Annotated in this window: 19 protein-coding genes and 3 tRNA genes; 6 read left to right on the top strand and 16 right to left on the bottom strand. The window is 34.3% G+C overall.

Features of this window, described 5'->3' with window-relative positions:
- Positions 1 to 22 precede the first annotated feature (22 nt).
- The 7 genes from A3SG_RS0100290 to A3SG_RS0100325 form a co-directional block, all read right to left on the bottom strand.
- On the bottom strand, positions 23 to 646 hold the full coding sequence (locus A3SG_RS0100290) for a hypothetical protein (protein WP_016988005.1): 624 nt from the start codon (positions 644 to 646) through the stop codon (positions 23 to 25).
- Between the two features lie 10 nt (positions 647 to 656).
- Positions 657 to 1,334, bottom strand: a complete 678-nt coding sequence (locus tag A3SG_RS0100295; protein ID WP_016988006.1) for a HupE/UreJ family protein — start codon at positions 1,332 to 1,334, stop codon at positions 657 to 659.
- Positions 1,335 to 1,404: 70 nt separating this feature from the next.
- Positions 1,405 to 1,596 (bottom strand): hypothetical protein, encoded by a 192-nt coding sequence (locus A3SG_RS0100300; RefSeq protein WP_157485242.1) that lies wholly within the window; start codon positions 1,594 to 1,596, stop codon positions 1,405 to 1,407.
- A 43-nt stretch (positions 1,597 to 1,639) separates the two neighbouring features.
- A complete protein-coding gene (locus A3SG_RS0100305; protein WP_016988008.1) occupies positions 1,640 to 2,068 on the bottom strand; it encodes a hypothetical protein in 429 nt (142 codons plus the stop codon).
- Between the two features lie 918 nt (positions 2,069 to 2,986).
- Positions 2,987 to 3,069: transfer RNA gene (locus A3SG_RS0100315), tRNA-Leu, on the bottom strand.
- Between the two features lie 42 nt (positions 3,070 to 3,111).
- Positions 3,112 to 3,184, bottom strand: a tRNA-Lys gene (locus A3SG_RS0100320).
- A gap of 38 nt (positions 3,185 to 3,222) precedes the next feature.
- Positions 3,223 to 3,295 (bottom strand) — tRNA-Lys (locus A3SG_RS0100325).
- A gap of 126 nt (positions 3,296 to 3,421) precedes the next feature.
- Between A3SG_RS0100325 and A3SG_RS0100330 the strand changes: the two genes are divergently transcribed.
- Positions 3,422 to 3,940, top strand: a complete 519-nt coding sequence (locus A3SG_RS0100330) for a shikimate kinase (RefSeq protein ID WP_016988010.1) — start codon at positions 3,422 to 3,424, stop codon at positions 3,938 to 3,940.
- Here the strand turns inward: A3SG_RS0100330 and A3SG_RS0100335 are convergent.
- Together A3SG_RS0100335 and A3SG_RS0100340 are read right to left on the bottom strand one after the other, a co-directional pair.
- Entirely contained in the window at positions 3,932 to 4,432 is a 501-nt protein-coding gene (locus A3SG_RS0100335) for a phosphoribosyltransferase domain-containing protein (protein WP_016988011.1), read from the bottom strand. The genes A3SG_RS0100330 and A3SG_RS0100335 overlap by 9 nt on opposite strands.
- 43 nt (positions 4,433 to 4,475) lie before the next feature.
- Positions 4,476 to 4,868, bottom strand: a complete 393-nt coding sequence (locus A3SG_RS0100340; RefSeq protein WP_029596520.1) for an RNA-binding S4 domain-containing protein — start codon at positions 4,866 to 4,868, stop codon at positions 4,476 to 4,478.
- Between the two features lie 78 nt (positions 4,869 to 4,946).
- Between A3SG_RS0100340 and A3SG_RS0100345 the strand changes: the two genes are divergently transcribed.
- Entirely contained in the window at positions 4,947 to 6,014 is a 1,068-nt protein-coding gene (locus tag A3SG_RS0100345) for an FKBP-type peptidyl-prolyl cis-trans isomerase (protein ID WP_016988013.1), read from the top strand.
- Between the two features lie 268 nt (positions 6,015 to 6,282).
- Here the strand turns inward: A3SG_RS0100345 and A3SG_RS0100350 are convergent, their stop codons facing one another.
- Positions 6,283 to 7,236 (bottom strand): transketolase family protein, encoded by a 954-nt coding sequence (locus A3SG_RS0100350; protein ID WP_016988014.1) that lies wholly within the window; start codon positions 7,234 to 7,236, stop codon positions 6,283 to 6,285.
- 84 nt (positions 7,237 to 7,320) lie between these two features.
- Positions 7,321 to 8,169 (bottom strand): transketolase, encoded by an 849-nt coding sequence (locus tag A3SG_RS0100355; protein ID WP_016988015.1) that lies wholly within the window; start codon positions 8,167 to 8,169, stop codon positions 7,321 to 7,323.
- 209 nt (positions 8,170 to 8,378) lie between these two features.
- Between A3SG_RS0100355 and A3SG_RS0100360 the strand changes: the two genes are divergently transcribed.
- The gene (locus A3SG_RS0100360) at positions 8,379 to 8,960 is read left to right on the top strand and encodes a Crp/Fnr family transcriptional regulator (protein WP_016988016.1); all 582 of its coding nucleotides are present in this window, start codon (positions 8,379 to 8,381) and stop codon (positions 8,958 to 8,960) included.
- Between the two features lie 15 nt (positions 8,961 to 8,975).
- Positions 8,976 to 9,566, top strand: coding sequence for a hypothetical protein (locus tag A3SG_RS0100365; protein WP_232226223.1), 591 nt, complete (start codon positions 8,976 to 8,978; stop codon positions 9,564 to 9,566).
- Positions 9,567 to 10,195: 629 nt separating this feature from the next.
- On the opposite strand, the gene A3SG_RS0100370 is transcribed toward A3SG_RS0100365, so the two are convergent.
- The 4 genes from A3SG_RS0100370 to A3SG_RS0100390 form a co-directional block, all read right to left on the bottom strand.
- Positions 10,196 to 10,531 carry a rhodanese-like domain-containing protein gene (locus A3SG_RS0100370; protein ID WP_016988018.1) on the bottom strand — a complete coding sequence of 112 codons (336 nt, stop codon included), beginning with the start codon at positions 10,529 to 10,531 and terminating at the stop codon, positions 10,196 to 10,198.
- Positions 10,528 to 10,821 (bottom strand): rhodanese-like domain-containing protein, encoded by a 294-nt coding sequence (locus A3SG_RS0100375; RefSeq protein WP_016988019.1) that lies wholly within the window; start codon positions 10,819 to 10,821, stop codon positions 10,528 to 10,530. Before A3SG_RS0100375 ends, A3SG_RS0100370 begins: the two co-directional genes overlap by 4 nt.
- Positions 10,822 to 11,558: 737 nt before the next feature.
- Positions 11,559 to 11,975 (bottom strand): DUF1003 domain-containing protein, encoded by a 417-nt coding sequence (locus A3SG_RS0100385; RefSeq protein ID WP_016988021.1) that lies wholly within the window; start codon positions 11,973 to 11,975, stop codon positions 11,559 to 11,561.
- Between the two features lie 169 nt (positions 11,976 to 12,144).
- A complete protein-coding gene (locus A3SG_RS0100390; RefSeq protein WP_016988022.1) occupies positions 12,145 to 12,699 on the bottom strand; it encodes an RBBP9/YdeN family alpha/beta hydrolase in 555 nt (184 codons plus the stop codon).
- A gap of 341 nt (positions 12,700 to 13,040) precedes the next feature.
- Here A3SG_RS0100390 and A3SG_RS0100400 point away from each other — a divergent pair, with 341 nt between their 5' ends.
- The gene (locus A3SG_RS0100400) at positions 13,041 to 13,880 is read left to right on the top strand and encodes an alpha/beta hydrolase (protein WP_016988024.1); all 840 of its coding nucleotides are present in this window, start codon (positions 13,041 to 13,043) and stop codon (positions 13,878 to 13,880) included.
- Between the two features lie 469 nt (positions 13,881 to 14,349).
- Here the strand turns inward: A3SG_RS0100400 and A3SG_RS0100405 are convergent, their stop codons facing one another.
- A complete protein-coding gene (locus A3SG_RS0100405; protein WP_016988025.1) occupies positions 14,350 to 15,114 on the bottom strand; it encodes a prohibitin family protein in 765 nt (254 codons plus the stop codon).
- Positions 15,115 to 15,473: 359 nt separating this feature from the next.
- Between A3SG_RS0100405 and A3SG_RS0100410 the strand changes: the two genes are divergently transcribed.
- Positions 15,474 to 15,938 carry a hypothetical protein gene (locus tag A3SG_RS0100410; RefSeq protein WP_035663072.1) on the top strand — a complete coding sequence of 155 codons (465 nt, stop codon included), beginning with the start codon at positions 15,474 to 15,476 and terminating at the stop codon, positions 15,936 to 15,938.
- The last annotated feature ends 116 nt before the right edge of the window (positions 15,939 to 16,054 follow it).

Here is a 16,054-nt window from a genome sequence, read left to right on the forward strand (position 1 = left end):
GATATTAATGAAAATTCAATATTTATATGGAATATTGCCCTTTTAATTTTAGCGTAACGGTGATGTCTTTATCGCCTTCATTTCTAAAAAACCATCCGTGCTTTCCTTCATAAGGAGCTAAAAAAGTCCCTACCATATTATTTGAATAGGCAAGGGTGTAACTTTCAAAATAAGTATCATTAGCCGGCTTTTCTTGTTTTACTTCTCCGTGAAAATCCAAATAAACGGTTCCTTTGTCAGTCGACCATTCATATTTCATTTTTCCATATTTTAGCATATAGATTTTATATTCAATTCCTTTACCTGCGGGAACAATTACTTCTATAGTATCTTCCCTTTCCGCAAATTGTTTTTTGGTCGCTGGATTATCTGCTTCAAGGGGTCTTTTTACTTCGGGTCCAGAACCTGCTTTTTCCATTTTTATTAACGGATATGTTTTTTGAATTCTTGATTCTAATAGATTTTTAGTGTCTTCAGAAATATGAAGTTTATTAAATCCAAACAATTTTCCAGTTCCAGTGGGATCAATTCCATATTCGGCCGGTAAAACGGCACTTATTAAAATGAGTATAGAAAGGAACAAGGCAAATAAAACTGCTTTTATAAGTTGCTTTTTTTCTACTGTTTTATGATTTATTTCTGACATTTTTTATTTTTTAAGATGTAAAATAACCTGTTAATTGATATCCGATTAAAACAAATCCAGCAGCCATAAGAAGCGTATTTATTACTGTTGAAAACTTCATGAAACTAGGATGCCTACGCCATAAAGTAATCAGTATTAGTACAAAAGTCAATGCAATAAATTGACCAATTTCGATACCAATATTAAAGCCAATAAGATTCGTAAAAAGGCCTTCTCGTTCAAATTTGAAATCTTGTAATTTACTAGCTAATCCAAAACCATGAAATAATCCAAAAATTAAAACGGCAGCTTTTGTATTGGGTTGGACTCCAAAAAACTGCTTGAAACCACCTAAATTATCAAAGCCTTTATATACTATTGAGAGTGCAATAATGGCATCAATTAGATAGGCATTTATCGATATATTGCTCATTACACCAAACAATAAGGTTGCACTATGACCAATTGTAAAAAAGCTCACATAAAGCAATACTTCTTTTGGGCGATAAAGGAAAAAGATTACACCAACTAAAAAGAGTAAATGATCGTAACCTGTCAGCATGTGTTTTGCGCCAATATAAAGAAAGGAACCAAAAGCTACACCATCGTTGCCTGTTAAAAAGGCTTGGGTGTTGCCATCTACTCCATGTGCAAAAAGATTTGCACCTCCTACGAAAAGAAGTAACGTAAGTAACATTTTTGTTTTCATATATGATTTTTTTTATAAAATTCTTCTCTTCTCGAGCGATTAAGAAGAGAAGTAGTATAATTAAATTTTACTAGTGCGTATGTCCGTGAGCAGTACCCATTTTTTCTTGTTCTACTTGCATAGTACTATCGATGGGTATTTGAACTTGTTCGATAGTATCAATAGTTTGAACTCCGCTATTTTCATTTTCTTTGTTTTCTTTTTGGTTACAAGAAGTCAAGCTAGCAGCAGCAATTAGTGCAATGATTAAAATATTTTTCATATTTGTGATTTTTAAATTAAGAGTATATTGATTTGTATATTTATTAATGTTGGTGTCCGTGATTAACATCGTGTTCGGAAACCTGGCTATTTTTAAATTTTGAAGTAATTGTTTCTCCCTCATAAATTATTGAAATTATACAATATGTATATAAGTTTGCTCTGGGAACTTCAACTAATAAGGAGTTATTTATGTCTAGCGAGATTGGGTTAGTTGCTTTGGTTTTATTAAAAAATTCAAACATTACTGTTCCTGTAACATTTTTGTTTGAAAGCGTTTTTCCTTTCGCATCTAATACATAGAAACTAATGCTATTTTCTCTTTCGACCATTTCTATTTTGTAGTCACCAGAGTTTTGTATTATGCCATCGCCTGTCGTCTTGATACCCGTTTCATTTACTTGTGCATAAGAAATTATTGTAGCTGAAACTAATAACAAAAAGCTAATGGCTATTGATTTAATTATTCTCATTTGATATGATTTATTTTAAAATAATTGATTTATGTTGTGGACCAACAATACAAATATTTCAGCTTTTTTTAAGAAGATTTAAGTTATTTAAAAACCTAAAGTTCTTAAGAGACCTATTTATTTTAATTGTTGTCATTGATGAAATTGACGTAATTTTCCATTTGCTACAAAAAACAGCAAATAGGAATTTCAATAGTAATTAGTAATATAAGGATGTGACTAGTGTACTATTATCAATAAAAAATAATTAAACCAATTTAGGGGGGAGCCAAATGTTGTCAAAAACATTGGAAGTGTAGAAATCGTGATGGAATGGAATAGTACTATTTACAAAAACCATATTTGGTTTTCGAAATGAAAATAGTGTTTGAGTTTCAAACGCAATTACAGAATAAATACTTGTGTTAATGGTCTTAAAAGGTAAATTTTGATGGTCGCTTTTATGATTATCTTTATGATGATTTTCGCTTTTACTATAATGAATAATTACAAAATCAATAAACGAAATATCGTGATGATCTATATGGTCGTGATCTTTAGAAAAATGTTGTATTAAGTTGGGTAATTTCGATAGTTGTCCTACTTCTGTGTTGGCACACAAAAAAATAAAAATAAATGATATGGTAATTATCTTTCTTAACACTGTGCGAATATATTAATAAAGTTTGTTTTTATTGCTTTTTCATGCTATAATCTTTTATTATTGACAACAAAAGTCTGAGATTGTCATAAAGCTCCGCTTTGAAAAGACAAATGCTATTAAAATAATTTCAAGGACGCTTTTTAATCTTTTATGACTTTTTTATCGGTCGAGATTGACTGCGTCTTTCCCAACAAAGCTCCGCTTTGAAAATAAAATGCCGAAACTAAATAGTTAAAGCAAGCTTTACTATTTAGTTTCGGCATTTTATTTATTCGTGACCACGGTGGGATTCGAACCCACACGCCCTTGCGAGCACCAGCCCCTCAAGCTGGCAAGTCTACCGTTTCTCCACGTGGCCTAAAAATAAAAAGGTCAAGTAATAAATTACTCGACCTTTTAGTGACCCGACTGGGGCTCGAACCCAGGACCCCATCATTAAAAGTGATGTGCTCTACCAACTGAGCTATCGAGTCTGTGCTTCAAGGAAATTATGTGTTGATCACTTAAATTGTGACCCGACTGGGGCTCGAACCCAGGACCCCATCATTAAAAGTGATGTGCTCTACCAACTGAGCTATCGAGTCATATTCTTGCCTTGAATGCGGGTGCAAATATAAGGACTTAATTTGGAGTTTTCCAAGCAATTTTAGTTTAAATTTGTCTTTTTTTAACAATAAATCTTAACGCCTTAGTTTATAAGGTTTTATTCTATGAGGAAAATTATATTATTAGGTTATATGGGTTGCGGGAAGTCTACCATTGCTAAATCGCTGTCGAAAATCATTAGGGTTCCGGTTATTGATTTGGACACATATATTGAAGAAAAAGCGAGTTTATCAATAAATGCTATTTTTGAGCAGTATGGCGAAATTAAATTTAGGAAGATGGAGCATGAAGCTTTTGTCGAATTATTAAATGCTCCCGGAGATGCAATTATTGGCCTTGGTGGAGGGACTCCCTGCTATGCCAATAACCACTTACTGCTAAATGGTGAAAATGTACTATCGATTTATTTGAGGGCATCAATTGATACCTTACATAATAGACTAGTTGCTAATAAAAGCAAAAGACCCCTACTTGCCAGCAAAAGTGATGCTGAAATGAAGGAGTTTATTGCCGTACACCTTTTTGAAAGGAGTTATTATTACAATCAAGCACAATATGCTATTGTGGTCGATGAAAAAACGATTGATCAGACAGTGTTAGATATTCTTGCAATTTTAACTTAAATAGGCATAGCTATTTCCGTTTTCATCAAAAATGATTTGAACGTGCTCTAATAGTGAGGTAGAAAGTGAAATCCCTTTGAAATCTGCTTTTACAGGGTACTTTTTATGATTTCGGTCTACGAGCACCGCAGTTTTGAATTTTTTCAGTGGAACGTCTAAAAAGTGTCTTATGGCGTAGATTAAGGTAGTGCCAGAGTTCAGGACATCATCAACCAGAATTAAACCTTTGTTTGCGTATTCTTCTTTTGTTAGTGAAGTATGTATTGGTAATTCTGGGTTGACTTTGTTGATTTTAACTTCGCACAGCGACACTTTTAAGGTAGAAATACTTTGCAGTTCTCTAGCTATTTTTTCTGCAAAAACGAACCCATTGCTTGCAATTCCAGCAAGAATCACCTCTTCTTCATCGACAAATGTTTCATAGATTTGGTACGCTATTCTCTTTATTTTATGTTCAATTTCTTGATTTGTTAAAATGATATTTTTGCTCATTATTTTAGTTTAAAGTTAAGTTTTGGATGAGTAATAGCCGTAACTACTTGTCTTCGTCTTCCTCGGTTTCTATTTCATTTCCAAATTCGTCGATATCTCTTCGGTCTTTTTTGGTAGGTCGTCCTGTACCATTTTTTCGATAATGCTGCTTGGATAATTTCAGTAGCTCCAGATGTTGGTATGCCTCCGCAGAAGTATCATTTCTTCGGTACATATCTACTAATTTGGCACCTACGCGACTTTCCGGAATATCTAAAACGGTAAGGATTTGTGTGATTTGGTCTTTTCTGAAGGTGATCTTATCAGTAGGAAAAACTTCCTTTGATGGTTTGGCAATATGGCCGTTTACAGTGACATGATTCTTTTTGCATGCCTCTGTCACCATGTTTCTAGTCTTGTAATATCGGACACACCATAAATATTTATCTATTCTCATAATAATTCTAAAATCGGAGTTAAATAGTTTACAAAAATCAATCAATATTGTATCTTGCGCACTTAAAAATCAGCTATAATGAACAAATTTAGGTATTATTTTATTTTATCAATTACAACACTCTCTTTATTTTCATGTTCGAAGAGTGATACTACTGAAATTACTCCACCTAGAGACTATGCAGTACAGTATGCCAGTGATATTACTGATATTGAAGAATATTTAAAAACATATTATATAACGGTTGTAGATCATGCCGGTTTTGCTGATGACCAAGATGTAACCATCACTAAAATTCCTGTTGGAGGAACACAAAAGTCAATTTGGGATCAAACAACTTATCAGCTTAAAAGTAGAGCAGTTAGTCAAAACGATGTTGCTTATAAATTATATTATTTAGTATTAAGAGAAGGAATGGGCTCGGCACCCAGTAATGTGGATGGCGTTTTAGCGTCGTATAGAGGTGATTTTTTAGAGCAAACAGTAGAGTCATCCGGCAGTACATTAACAGCAACGCTGTTCGAAGAAGTGAAGTACCCACAACAAATGGTCAGCTTGTTCAGTACGATAGCCGGTTGGAGTGAAACGTTTCCACAATTTAAAACCGGGAGCTATACAACAAGAGTGGATGGAACGGTATCTTATAATGATTTTGGAGCAGGGATTATGTTTATTCCTTCCGGATTAGGGTATTATGCCTCAGGAAGTGCTAATATTCCGTCTTATTCACCTCTAATTTTTAGTTTTAAGCTATATGAATTAGAGCGATTAGATCAGGACGGTGATGGAATACCTTCTTATTTAGAGGATTTAAATGGGGATGGTTATAGCAGGGTGTTAGCAACTGGAGTTTTGAATCCTGATGATACGGATGGGGATGGCATTCCTAATTTTCTAGATGTAGACGATGATGGAGATGGTTACGGTACAAAAAGCGAAATTAAGAGACCTAATATTACTGTTAACGGTGGCAGTACTGCTAATGGGCATTATCCCTATAACGGCGTAGCTAACGATGATCCATTGACGCTTAATGTAGATGAGAGACAAGGTATACCTGCTTACATCACAGCTTCAAAAACATTAGATTATACGACAGCAGGAAGAACGAGAGTTCATCTTGATAAAAATTATCCGGTGAAATAACTGGGTAGTTATAAATAATTATAAACCTCGAAATCATGCTTGTTTCGAGGTTTTTTTATGTAATACAGATTGTGTATTCAATATAGTTCAATCACATTGTACTATGTTCATATTACATCGGCATTATACCAAAATGATTTGGACTAAAAACATAAATTCCTCTGGTATAAAAAGAATACCGCCATTAGTGTTGATGGAGTAGGGTTAATGAAAAAACCCATCTTGTTATAAAACGAGATGGGTTTTTTTATGGCTTGAAGAAAATAGCTTATTTTCTCTTGATCACTCTTTCTACAGCTTCAACAATCGCTTCATTGTTTAATTTGTATTTATCCATTAATTGTGCTGGAGTTCCTGATTCTCCAAAGCTGTCATTTACTGCAACAAACTCTTGTGGAGCAGGATGGTTCAATGCTAATACTCTTGAGATGCTTTCGCCAAGACCACCCAGAATATTGTGCTCTTCAGCAGTAACGATACATTTTGTTTTAGCCAACGATTTAAGAATCGCTTCTTCGTCCAATGGTTTAATGGTATGTACGTTGATTACTTCAGCAGAAATTCCTTTTGCTTCCAATGCTTCAGCCGCTACAAGTGCTTCCCAAACTAAATGTCCCGTCGCTACGATTGTTACATCTGTTCCTTCGCTAAGCATTATTGCTTTACCAATAACGAAAGATTCGTCAGCTGGTGTAAAATTAGGCACAACAGGACGTCCAAAACGCAAATAAGCTGGACCATGATGATCAGCAAGTGCTAAAGTGGCTGCTTTTGTTTGGTTGTAATCACAAGTGTTGATAACTGTCATTCCAGGCAGCATTTTCATTAGCCCGATGTCTTCTAGGATTTGGTGTGTTGCACCATCTTCTCCTAATGTTAAACCGGCGTGTGAGGCACAGATTTTTACGTTTTTATCAGAGTAAGCTACTGATTGACGTATTTGGTCATACACTCTTCCTGTAGAGAAGTTAGCAAACGTTCCTGTAAAAGGAATTTTACCTCCAATGGTTAATCCGGCTGCAATTCCAATCATGTTTGCTTCCGCAATTCCGATTTGGAAAAAACGCTCTGGATGATTTTTCTTGAAATCGTCAAATTTCAATGACCCAATTAAATCCGCACAAAGTGCCACTACGTTTTCGTTTTTTTGACCTAATTCAGTCATTCCCGCCCCAAAACCGGAACGCGTATCTTTACTGCCTGTGTTTGTATATTTTTTCATTTTTTTAAATTGAAAGATTTAAAATTTAATAATTGAAGGATTTTGAGTACTAATTCAAAATTTACAATTCAAATTTTAAAATTATTAGTAATCGCCTAGGGTTTCTGGATTTTGAGCAAATGCAGTTTCTAATTGTGCATCATTAGGTGCTTTTCCGTGCCATGCATGAGTATGCATCATGAAGTCCACTCCATTCCCCATTTCAGTATGCAATAGCACACAAACTGGCTTTCCTTTTCCTGTTCTAGATTTAGCATCTGTCATTCCAGCAATAATTGCTTCGATGTTATTTCCTTCTTTGATGTCAATAACATCCCAGTCAAAAGCTTCAAACTTAGCGCGGATACTTCCCATTGGTAAAACTTCATCAGTAGAACCATCAATTTGTTTTCCGTTTAAATCGATTGTAGCAATAAGGTTGTCAACTTTTTTTGCAGAAGCATACATGATCGCTTCCCAGTTTTGACCTTCTTGCAACTCACCGTCACCATGAAGGGTATAAATTATATGATTGTCATTGTTTAGTTTTTTAGCTTGAGCAGCTCCAATACCTACAGACATTCCTTGTCCAAGAGAACCAGATGCAATTCTCACTCCAGGTAAACCGTCGTGAGTTGTAGGATGACCTTGTAATCTTGAATTGATTAAACGGAAAGTAGCTAGTTCCGAAACTGGAAAATAACCGCTTCTTGCTAAAACGCTATAGAAAACGGGTGAGATATGTCCATTTGAAAGGAAGAAAAGATCTTCTCCAATTCCGTCTATATCAAAACCTTCTTTGCGGTCCATTAGATTTTGGTATAAGGCTACCATGAATTCAGTACAACCAAGAGATCCTCCCGGATGACCTGAGTTGACATTGTGTACCATTCTAAGGATATCTCTTCTGACTTGGATAGTTAAATCCTTTAATTGTTGTGTGTTAGGCTTCATTTTGTGTGTAAAAGTTAAACTGCGCCAAAGGTAATTTTTATTTTGGCGTAAGACAAATGATTTTTGATTTTGTTAGGATGGCTATTTTAGTTACAATTGTTAGGAAATAAGGGCTTCAACGGTATGTTTTTTTAGGATTTGGTTTTTCTGGTTTGATCATTTTTACTAATCATTTTTTTTATTGATTCAGTAATTATTATCTTGCGTTTATGTATGAACAATTAGCAAAAAGTATTGGTGAGAAAGTGACCCTGACCGCAGCGGAGTTTGACGTGTGTAAGACTTTCTTTATTCCAAAGAAAATACGAAAAAAACAAACGTTGCTGCTAGAAGGGGACGTTTGTACTTATAATGCCTTTATTGAGAAAGGTATTTTACGGTCCTATACTACTGATGAAAAAGGAAATGAACACATCATACAGTTTGCTTTTGAGGGCTGGTGGATCACTGATTTGTCCAGTTTTTTAATGGGAGCACATTCAACCTATACGATCGAAGCAATTGAAGATTCGGAACTGTTGTTATTAACTGTGGCAGCAAGAGCGGAATTAATGAATGCACTACCTGTATTTGAACGGTACCAAAGACTGTTATTGGAAAATGCCTATATTGCTTTACAGGCAAGAGTAAATTCAGCTTTGACTGCAACTGCTGAAGAGAAATACATCAAACTCACAAACGGATACCCTGATATTACATTGCGTGTGCCCCAGCACATGATCGCTTCTTATCTTGGACTTACCCCGGAAACACTAAGTAGGGTGAGAAAACAAATTACACTTCGTAAATAAAATTGATTTAGATCAATGGCATTTCTTGTTCTATCTCAATGGAACGATGTTGCTTCATGCTGTATTTTTGCAACAGTAAAAACAATAACAATGGAAAATGTAAGAACTATTGCCGTGATTGGTGCCTCGGAGGAAAGAAACTTTCCTATACTCAAAGAATTATCAGAGCGTTACCACCTTTTATTATTCGATGACAACCAAAAAGCACTTTCTCAGATTCATGAAAGTCTTGTAGCGCAAAATCGCCATGGCGTCATAGAAAAAATGAATTGTGCTTTAAACGCAAGTTGGGAGGCAGATATTATTATTCTTTCTGGTTTTTGTGTTAACGATGCAGCTGTTGTTGAAAAAATAAAGGAGGTTGCTACAGCAAAGATTATCATTATTATGGAAAATGACGATGATTTCACTAAATCGATAAATCGCCAGTTGAGTTTTGATCTTATTTTCCCTCATTCTAAAATCGTAGAAATTATCAATGTGGCTACAGATGATAACTCAGAAAAAGAATTTTTGTTAGAAGGTCATAATTCAAAAGCGCTAGAAACGGTTGCAGGTATATTTGATAGATGTGGCTTTACCACATTCGTATCGCAATTTAATTAATGATTTATCAAATAAAGTGGGAACCAAGTTCTAGAAGAGGAAGATGTTAATAGAGTAGCATGTGGGTTGCCTTTTATCGCTAATTCTGATTTAGTGCAACACGGTAACAAAAATGCAGTTTTAAACAATGCTGATTTAAGTGCCTTTTATACTTTAACGTCCAGCGGGTGTAATTATTTGCAAAAAATGTAATAGTAATTTATGAATATTTAATTTGTTGTCAGGTTTATAATTTTTACCATCGAATACTAATGATGCAATACTGGTGTTTGTTTGTACGGATTTTTAAGCGTTAATGAAATAAAAAGCCCCAATTTGGGGCTTTTTATTTGAATGTATTTTAAATGTAGTAGTTCGCTGAAGCCTACGATCCTATTTTTCAAGAGTAGTACTTTATAAAGTAACAATTTATTTATTTTACTTCTTTGTATTCCAGATTCTCAAAACTGTCGTTATTCTTTTTCTTTAGCAGTACTATACAACCATTTGCTCCACCACAGCCAGAATTGGTAATGACTTGGTATAATAAAAAACCGGTTAAAAGTACTGAAAGAACGCTTTGGGTTTGACAGGCTTATACAATGATATAAATTCCCAGAGCAAGATTAACAAAACGCATAAAGTGCTAATCATGTAATAGGTTTTGTACATTCATTATATTTTTTTTGTAAACTACTCCAGCCGCCGCCGTTATGTACTTGCTCAAAACCGTTCGATTTTAAAATACTTTTTGCAGAAGCGCTTCGCATTCCTGATGCGCAACAGGTAATAATAGTAGCGTCTTTTTTTAATTTTGCACTATGTCTAGAAAGATCATTCAACGGAGCGTTTAATGAACCTTTTATATGTCCTTGTTTGTACTCTCCTGGACTACGAACATCTAGGATTACCGCTCCTTGTTTTACTAAATTGGCGTAGTCTAATTTAGGTCCTAGACCAAATAGCTTTTTTAATGTGTTTATCATTTTATTTTTTTGTCTTGTGATTTATAATAATTAATGTCTAACCAAGAACCACCATTGTAACATTTAATTCCTAGTTCTGAAAGGAAGTGCTGCGCCTGTCCACTTCTATTTCCAGAGGCGCAACAGAGTACTAAAGGTGTTTTTAATTTTTTTAATTCTTCTACTCTTTCCGGTGTTTCATCTAACGGAATGTTGAGGGAATCCAACACGTTACCTCCCATAAATTCACCGTGAGAACGGACATCGATAATCGTCCCTTCATTTTCTTTGATTATTTTTTCTAAGCTCATTTTTTTATATTATGAGATTTGAATTACTCTTAAAAGTAATCCCATTACTGCATTGTATTTGTACTAGATTCTAATTTGATAAGGCAAAAGTAAGACAAAGGAAAAGGTTTCTCAGTAACTTTTGTTACACAAGCAAATAATTAACGTTCCATAGTTACTACTAGCTAATGTGCTATGACGGCCAACATATATGTTCGTTTGTTTCCGTCATATTTTTATTTACAGTACTTACCAATTCTGGAGTTGAAGCATTTTTTCAATTTTCAGAAGCGTTTTAATCACTATTTTTTCTTTATAATGTTACCATTCCATCCCAATTGAAATAAATCTTACAATCCATGAGCTACTTTTTTTCGCTTTTGTAACTTCTAATTTTTTTACTGATTGAGGTGCTATAATAATTGATTTTAAACATTTTTTTTCTAAAAACAGATTTAAATTATCATTAATCACATAAATGAGAATAAAAAAAGCGTTTTTGACTTAAAACAATAAGGCTATTTCTTGACAAATTAAAAATTTCAGTATTTTGGCAGATGGTATTTATTTTTTATTGGTTGGAAACAAAGTAAAAAGAGGGAGTACAACATTTAAATTAGATGGGAAGCACTGAAATTAAAAGATTCAGATAACAAAGAAAGCCCATTTAGCTCTTATTAAGAAGGCTAAATAGGCTGCATTTTCTAATTATAAACAACGAGATAATTAAAGTCTTGGTCGTTGTTTTTATCCTTTAATTAAGGCTGATTTTCTAATTTTTCTAACATTCTAATTATTTTGTCTAACTTGTCCACTTCAATACTATTGAGCTTTGTTGTAAGCGCTTCTATTTCCAGTTTAGCCTCTACATTAGTCTGGTAGTCTGCTTGTGCTTGTGCCCGGTCTCTTTCGCTTTGTCTGTTTTGGGCCATCATGATAATTGGAGCTGCATAAGCTGCTTGTGTTGAAAATACCAGATTGAGTAAAATAAAAGGATAGACATCCCAATGTTTTATAAAAGCAATCGTGTTTAATGTCATCCAAAGAACGACTAAAACTGTTTGCACAATTATAAATTTCCAGGAACCCATACTTTTTGCTACGGCATCGGCCAAGCGACTCCCAAACCCTAGGGTTTCAAAATGTTTTTGATGCCAATTTTTTCTTGCTAACATAGTACGTTTATTTTATAAAGGGTTACTGATTTTCAAAAATCTCCATTGTATTTGGTAGTAAAAGCGCTTATAAAAAGGCCGTTTAAATAATCTACCGTCCGTTTATAGCGTATCCCTCTCTATTTCATGTTACTAGCACGAAGAGGAGTTACGGTTAAACCCGTGGACACTACTTGTTATCTTGTATCATGTGTACTAACGATTGTAAAATTTCCTGTCCTTCTTCCCAGTGTTCTAATTTTGATTCAGAATTTAGATGCCCTTTCTCTCCAACATTTATAAAGGAACTTCCCCATTTTTCAGCTAGGAACGTGGCTCTCTCTACTGAAATATAGGGGTCATTAGCACTTGTGATTACAATGGAAGGATAATCTAACTTCAATAAGGGAATGGGGGAGAAGTTTCTGATTTGTTCTGGAGTATGCGCTGGAGAATCTACATCTGCTGGTGCGACAAGCAAAGCGCCGGCTATTTTATGGGTTTTATTTTCTTTTGACCAATGGCTAATAAGCGAGCAGGAAAGGCTATGAGCAACGATAATGATTTCGCCTTCCGCAGATTCGATGGCAGTGTTGAGACTTTCCAACCAGTCTTCTAAAAGAGGGTTGTCCCAATCCTTTTGAATCACTTTTTGGGCAGTTTCAAAATGCTGTAACCAATAGTTTTGCCAATGCTTCTCTGCCGAGTCCCCTAAACCGGTTACGATCAAGATAGTGTACTTCATGTCTTTCCTTTTAATTAAAGTGTAAGTGTGTATCCCATAAAAGTAGCCTAGCTATTTCTTAGAATTCGTTCGCTTTTGCGTCTTTGATTTTGCACCCTTATTTTCTAATGAGGATTGTTCAATTGGATTAGCGTATTTCCACCTTTGTATTAACTGTAGTTTTAGCAATAGTAAGTAAGAACCAGCAGCCATTTCAAATTATATTCTGTGGTTACAAAGCTAATGAATTCCAGTTCGCCCTGAGTTCATAATAATGAATTTCATCAGTAAAAAAGCAAAGCAAAGGCTGTTGAAATAATTGCGTTTACTTTTTCTTTAATTTATATATTTGTAGAAAAAACATGCGTCATAAAATTGCGATACTCGTTCTCTTAAATAGTTTTTTATTAGGCAGTTGTGCCTCAAAAAAAATTAAGGATGCCTCTTATTTAGCACCTTCGAAAGAAAGCACAATAGCGGTACCGAAAATGAATGTTTTTGTTCCCAGAAATTCAAAAACAAAACAGCTTCCCGTTTTAATCTTTGTACATGGGGGATACTGGAATAGTGGACGAAAAGGGACTTATGATTTGTTGGGCAGAAACTTTGCACGTAAAGGAGTAGTCACTGTTATTCCTGATTATACTTTAAGTCCGAATACGGATTATGATGGGATGGCTAAACAAATTGCTGCCGTTATTCAATGGACGAAAGATAGTATCAGCAAATACAATGGTAATCCAAATGAAGTTTTTATAACTGGACATTCAGCAGGTGGTCACCTGAGTGCATTGGCCGTTATGAATCCGAAGTATGGAATTAATCCTAAAAGTATTTCTGGAATCATCTTGAATGATGCCGCTGGATTAGATATGAAATACTATTTAGAGGGAAACCCGCCTACTGCAATGCACAATTATACAACAACGTGGACCAAATCACCCGCTAAATGGCAGGATGCTTCCCCTATTTATTTTTTGGATAAGGACACGCCTCCTTTTCTAATTTATGTTGGTGATAAAACCTATTCTTCCATCAAAACAACTAACAAGCGTTTTATAGATGCTTTGCATCCGTTTCAACCGGATGTTAAAGCAATACTCTTAAACAAAAAGCATGTTCCTATGGTCACACAATACTTTTGGCCGTGGAGCAACCGTCTCGATGAAGTTGTTGACTTTATGAAACTACATGAGAAGTAAAAAGGATGTAGTTCAGTACGTTTTACTATTTTTGCGTACTTCGTAATCAACAAAAACAGTGTTTTAAAGAGTGAAATCGTTTAATTTGGGTGGCAAAATGATTGGCGTTGTTTTCTAGCAAGTATCAAAATGGTTCTAATAAGACTACTTTTTACTTAACATATAAATCAGATAGCGTAGAGAAATCATAGATTATTCTATTTAAGATAATAACCAAAATCAAATAAAAAAAACCGATTAGCTTTCTAATCGGTTTTTTTAAAAGAAGAGAATTAATATCAAACGAATTTATGCTTTAGTCCAAATCGGTTTGGTATCATGGAGATGTAATTTGAAAGATAGTACAATGTAATTGAAGTACATTGATGTATACGATCAGTGTACACTTCTGTTTAAAATGACTTTTATCTTCCAACTTTACAAAGCAAAAGTAACTTTAGAAATTGAAATGTCTTACTACAAGAAGCTATTAATCAACTAAAAAAGGCGTCTTACCGTCAGTTATTATGATTTTTGAATTGCTTGATTTAGATAATTCAAGAAAAGCTTCAATAGATCGTAATTTAATAATATCATTATTTAGACCTTCTGCTACTATTTTTTGAGAATCTCTTGTTCCTTTGGCTGCAATAATTTTCCTTTCTGCTTCGAGTTTTTCTTGCTGCAAAACAAATTCCATTCGCATTGCATCTTGTTCAGCCTGCAGTTTTCGTTCAACAGAACTTGCTAAACCCGCAGGAAGCTGAATGCTTTTCATTAAAACTGATTCTACAATTATTCCTTGCTTCGATAATACGTCACCCATTTTAGCTTTAATCTGTGCTTCTATATTGGAACGCATACCGGAGTGCATATCTTTTGCAAAAAAATTAGAACTAACATCAGCCGAAGCAGAGCGGAAAACATTAGAAATTATATTTTCATAAGACAAACCGTATGTCTCTATGATTTTACCTACTTTTTCTCGTTCAAGACGATACAAAATTGATACTTGCGCATTTACGCTCAACCCTTCTTTACTAGGCAAACTAAGGTTTTGTTCTAAATCATTTGTTTGAATAGAAGCCTTAATAATTTTACTAGTAAAAGGATTAAACAAAGCTGGACCTTGAGTTGTAATTTCGTTAGAAAGTTTGCCCATGCGTTGTTTAACACCAACCTCTCCTGGGCGGACAACAGTGCAACTTTGTAGTACAAACAAGGTAAAAACGGGTAGTAGAAGTTTTTTTATCATGATTTTTTTTACTAAAATTAGGAATAAATAGATGTAATTTTCATATATCTATATTTATATAATTTATAAATTACATAAAAATTTTTATTATTTATTTTTTACTCTTAGTATCTAAACCATTTTTTTTAGAACGGGATTTTGCGGACTTTAATTGCAGATCCATTATTTGTATATCTGTTATATGTTGCAAGTCATTTTAATCTGTGATGAAAAGCGGCATCGTATTTATTGTTCACAATTTTGCTTAATAAATATTTTTCTAGATTTAAGGATAATAAGGTAGGGTAAACTTGTTTACAGTTGTCTTAGTATCGAAGTTATCAATGAAATACTATTGTACTAACACTAATTTTAAAATTATGAAAACAGTTAAAGTCGCACTAATACTATTAATTTTTTCTTTTGGGCCAGATATGAAAGCGCAACAATCTAGAGCCAGTGATCAAGCCCAAGTAGAGACAAAAAGCAGGATGTCTTATTATCAGCAAAGAGGTTTAGAAGATGCTCAACATGAACAAGAGCTTGAGGTTAAAAGCAAAGCAGAGGAATACACTTTTTGGCAAGAACAAAGACAATACGAAAAGGAATTAAAGAAAAATGATAGAAGAGCACATCGAGCTTATCTTCAAGGTAAAAAAGAGGGTTACGCTGTGCATCATAAGTATTGTGACAATAATTGTCATCATAGCGAATACTGGTATCAGCATGCAGGATATTATTATTATGAATATCGAGAACCACGTAACCAAAATAGAACTTCGAGGACCACAGTGAACACGCAAATAGGAGTCAGAACACCTAAGGTGAGATTAGGTCTTTTTTAATGTAATATCAAACGAATTTATGTTTTAGCCTAAATCGTTTTGGTATAATTTGAATATCGAGTTTAGGGAGCGGGAGCGTTGCAATCAATGCAATAAAAAAGACCACTTTTAAAGTA

Origin of the sequence: Flavobacterium sp. ACAM 123 (assembly GCF_000264055.1) — a bacterium.
Taxonomy (GTDB): Bacteria; Bacteroidota; Bacteroidia; order Flavobacteriales; family Flavobacteriaceae; genus Flavobacterium.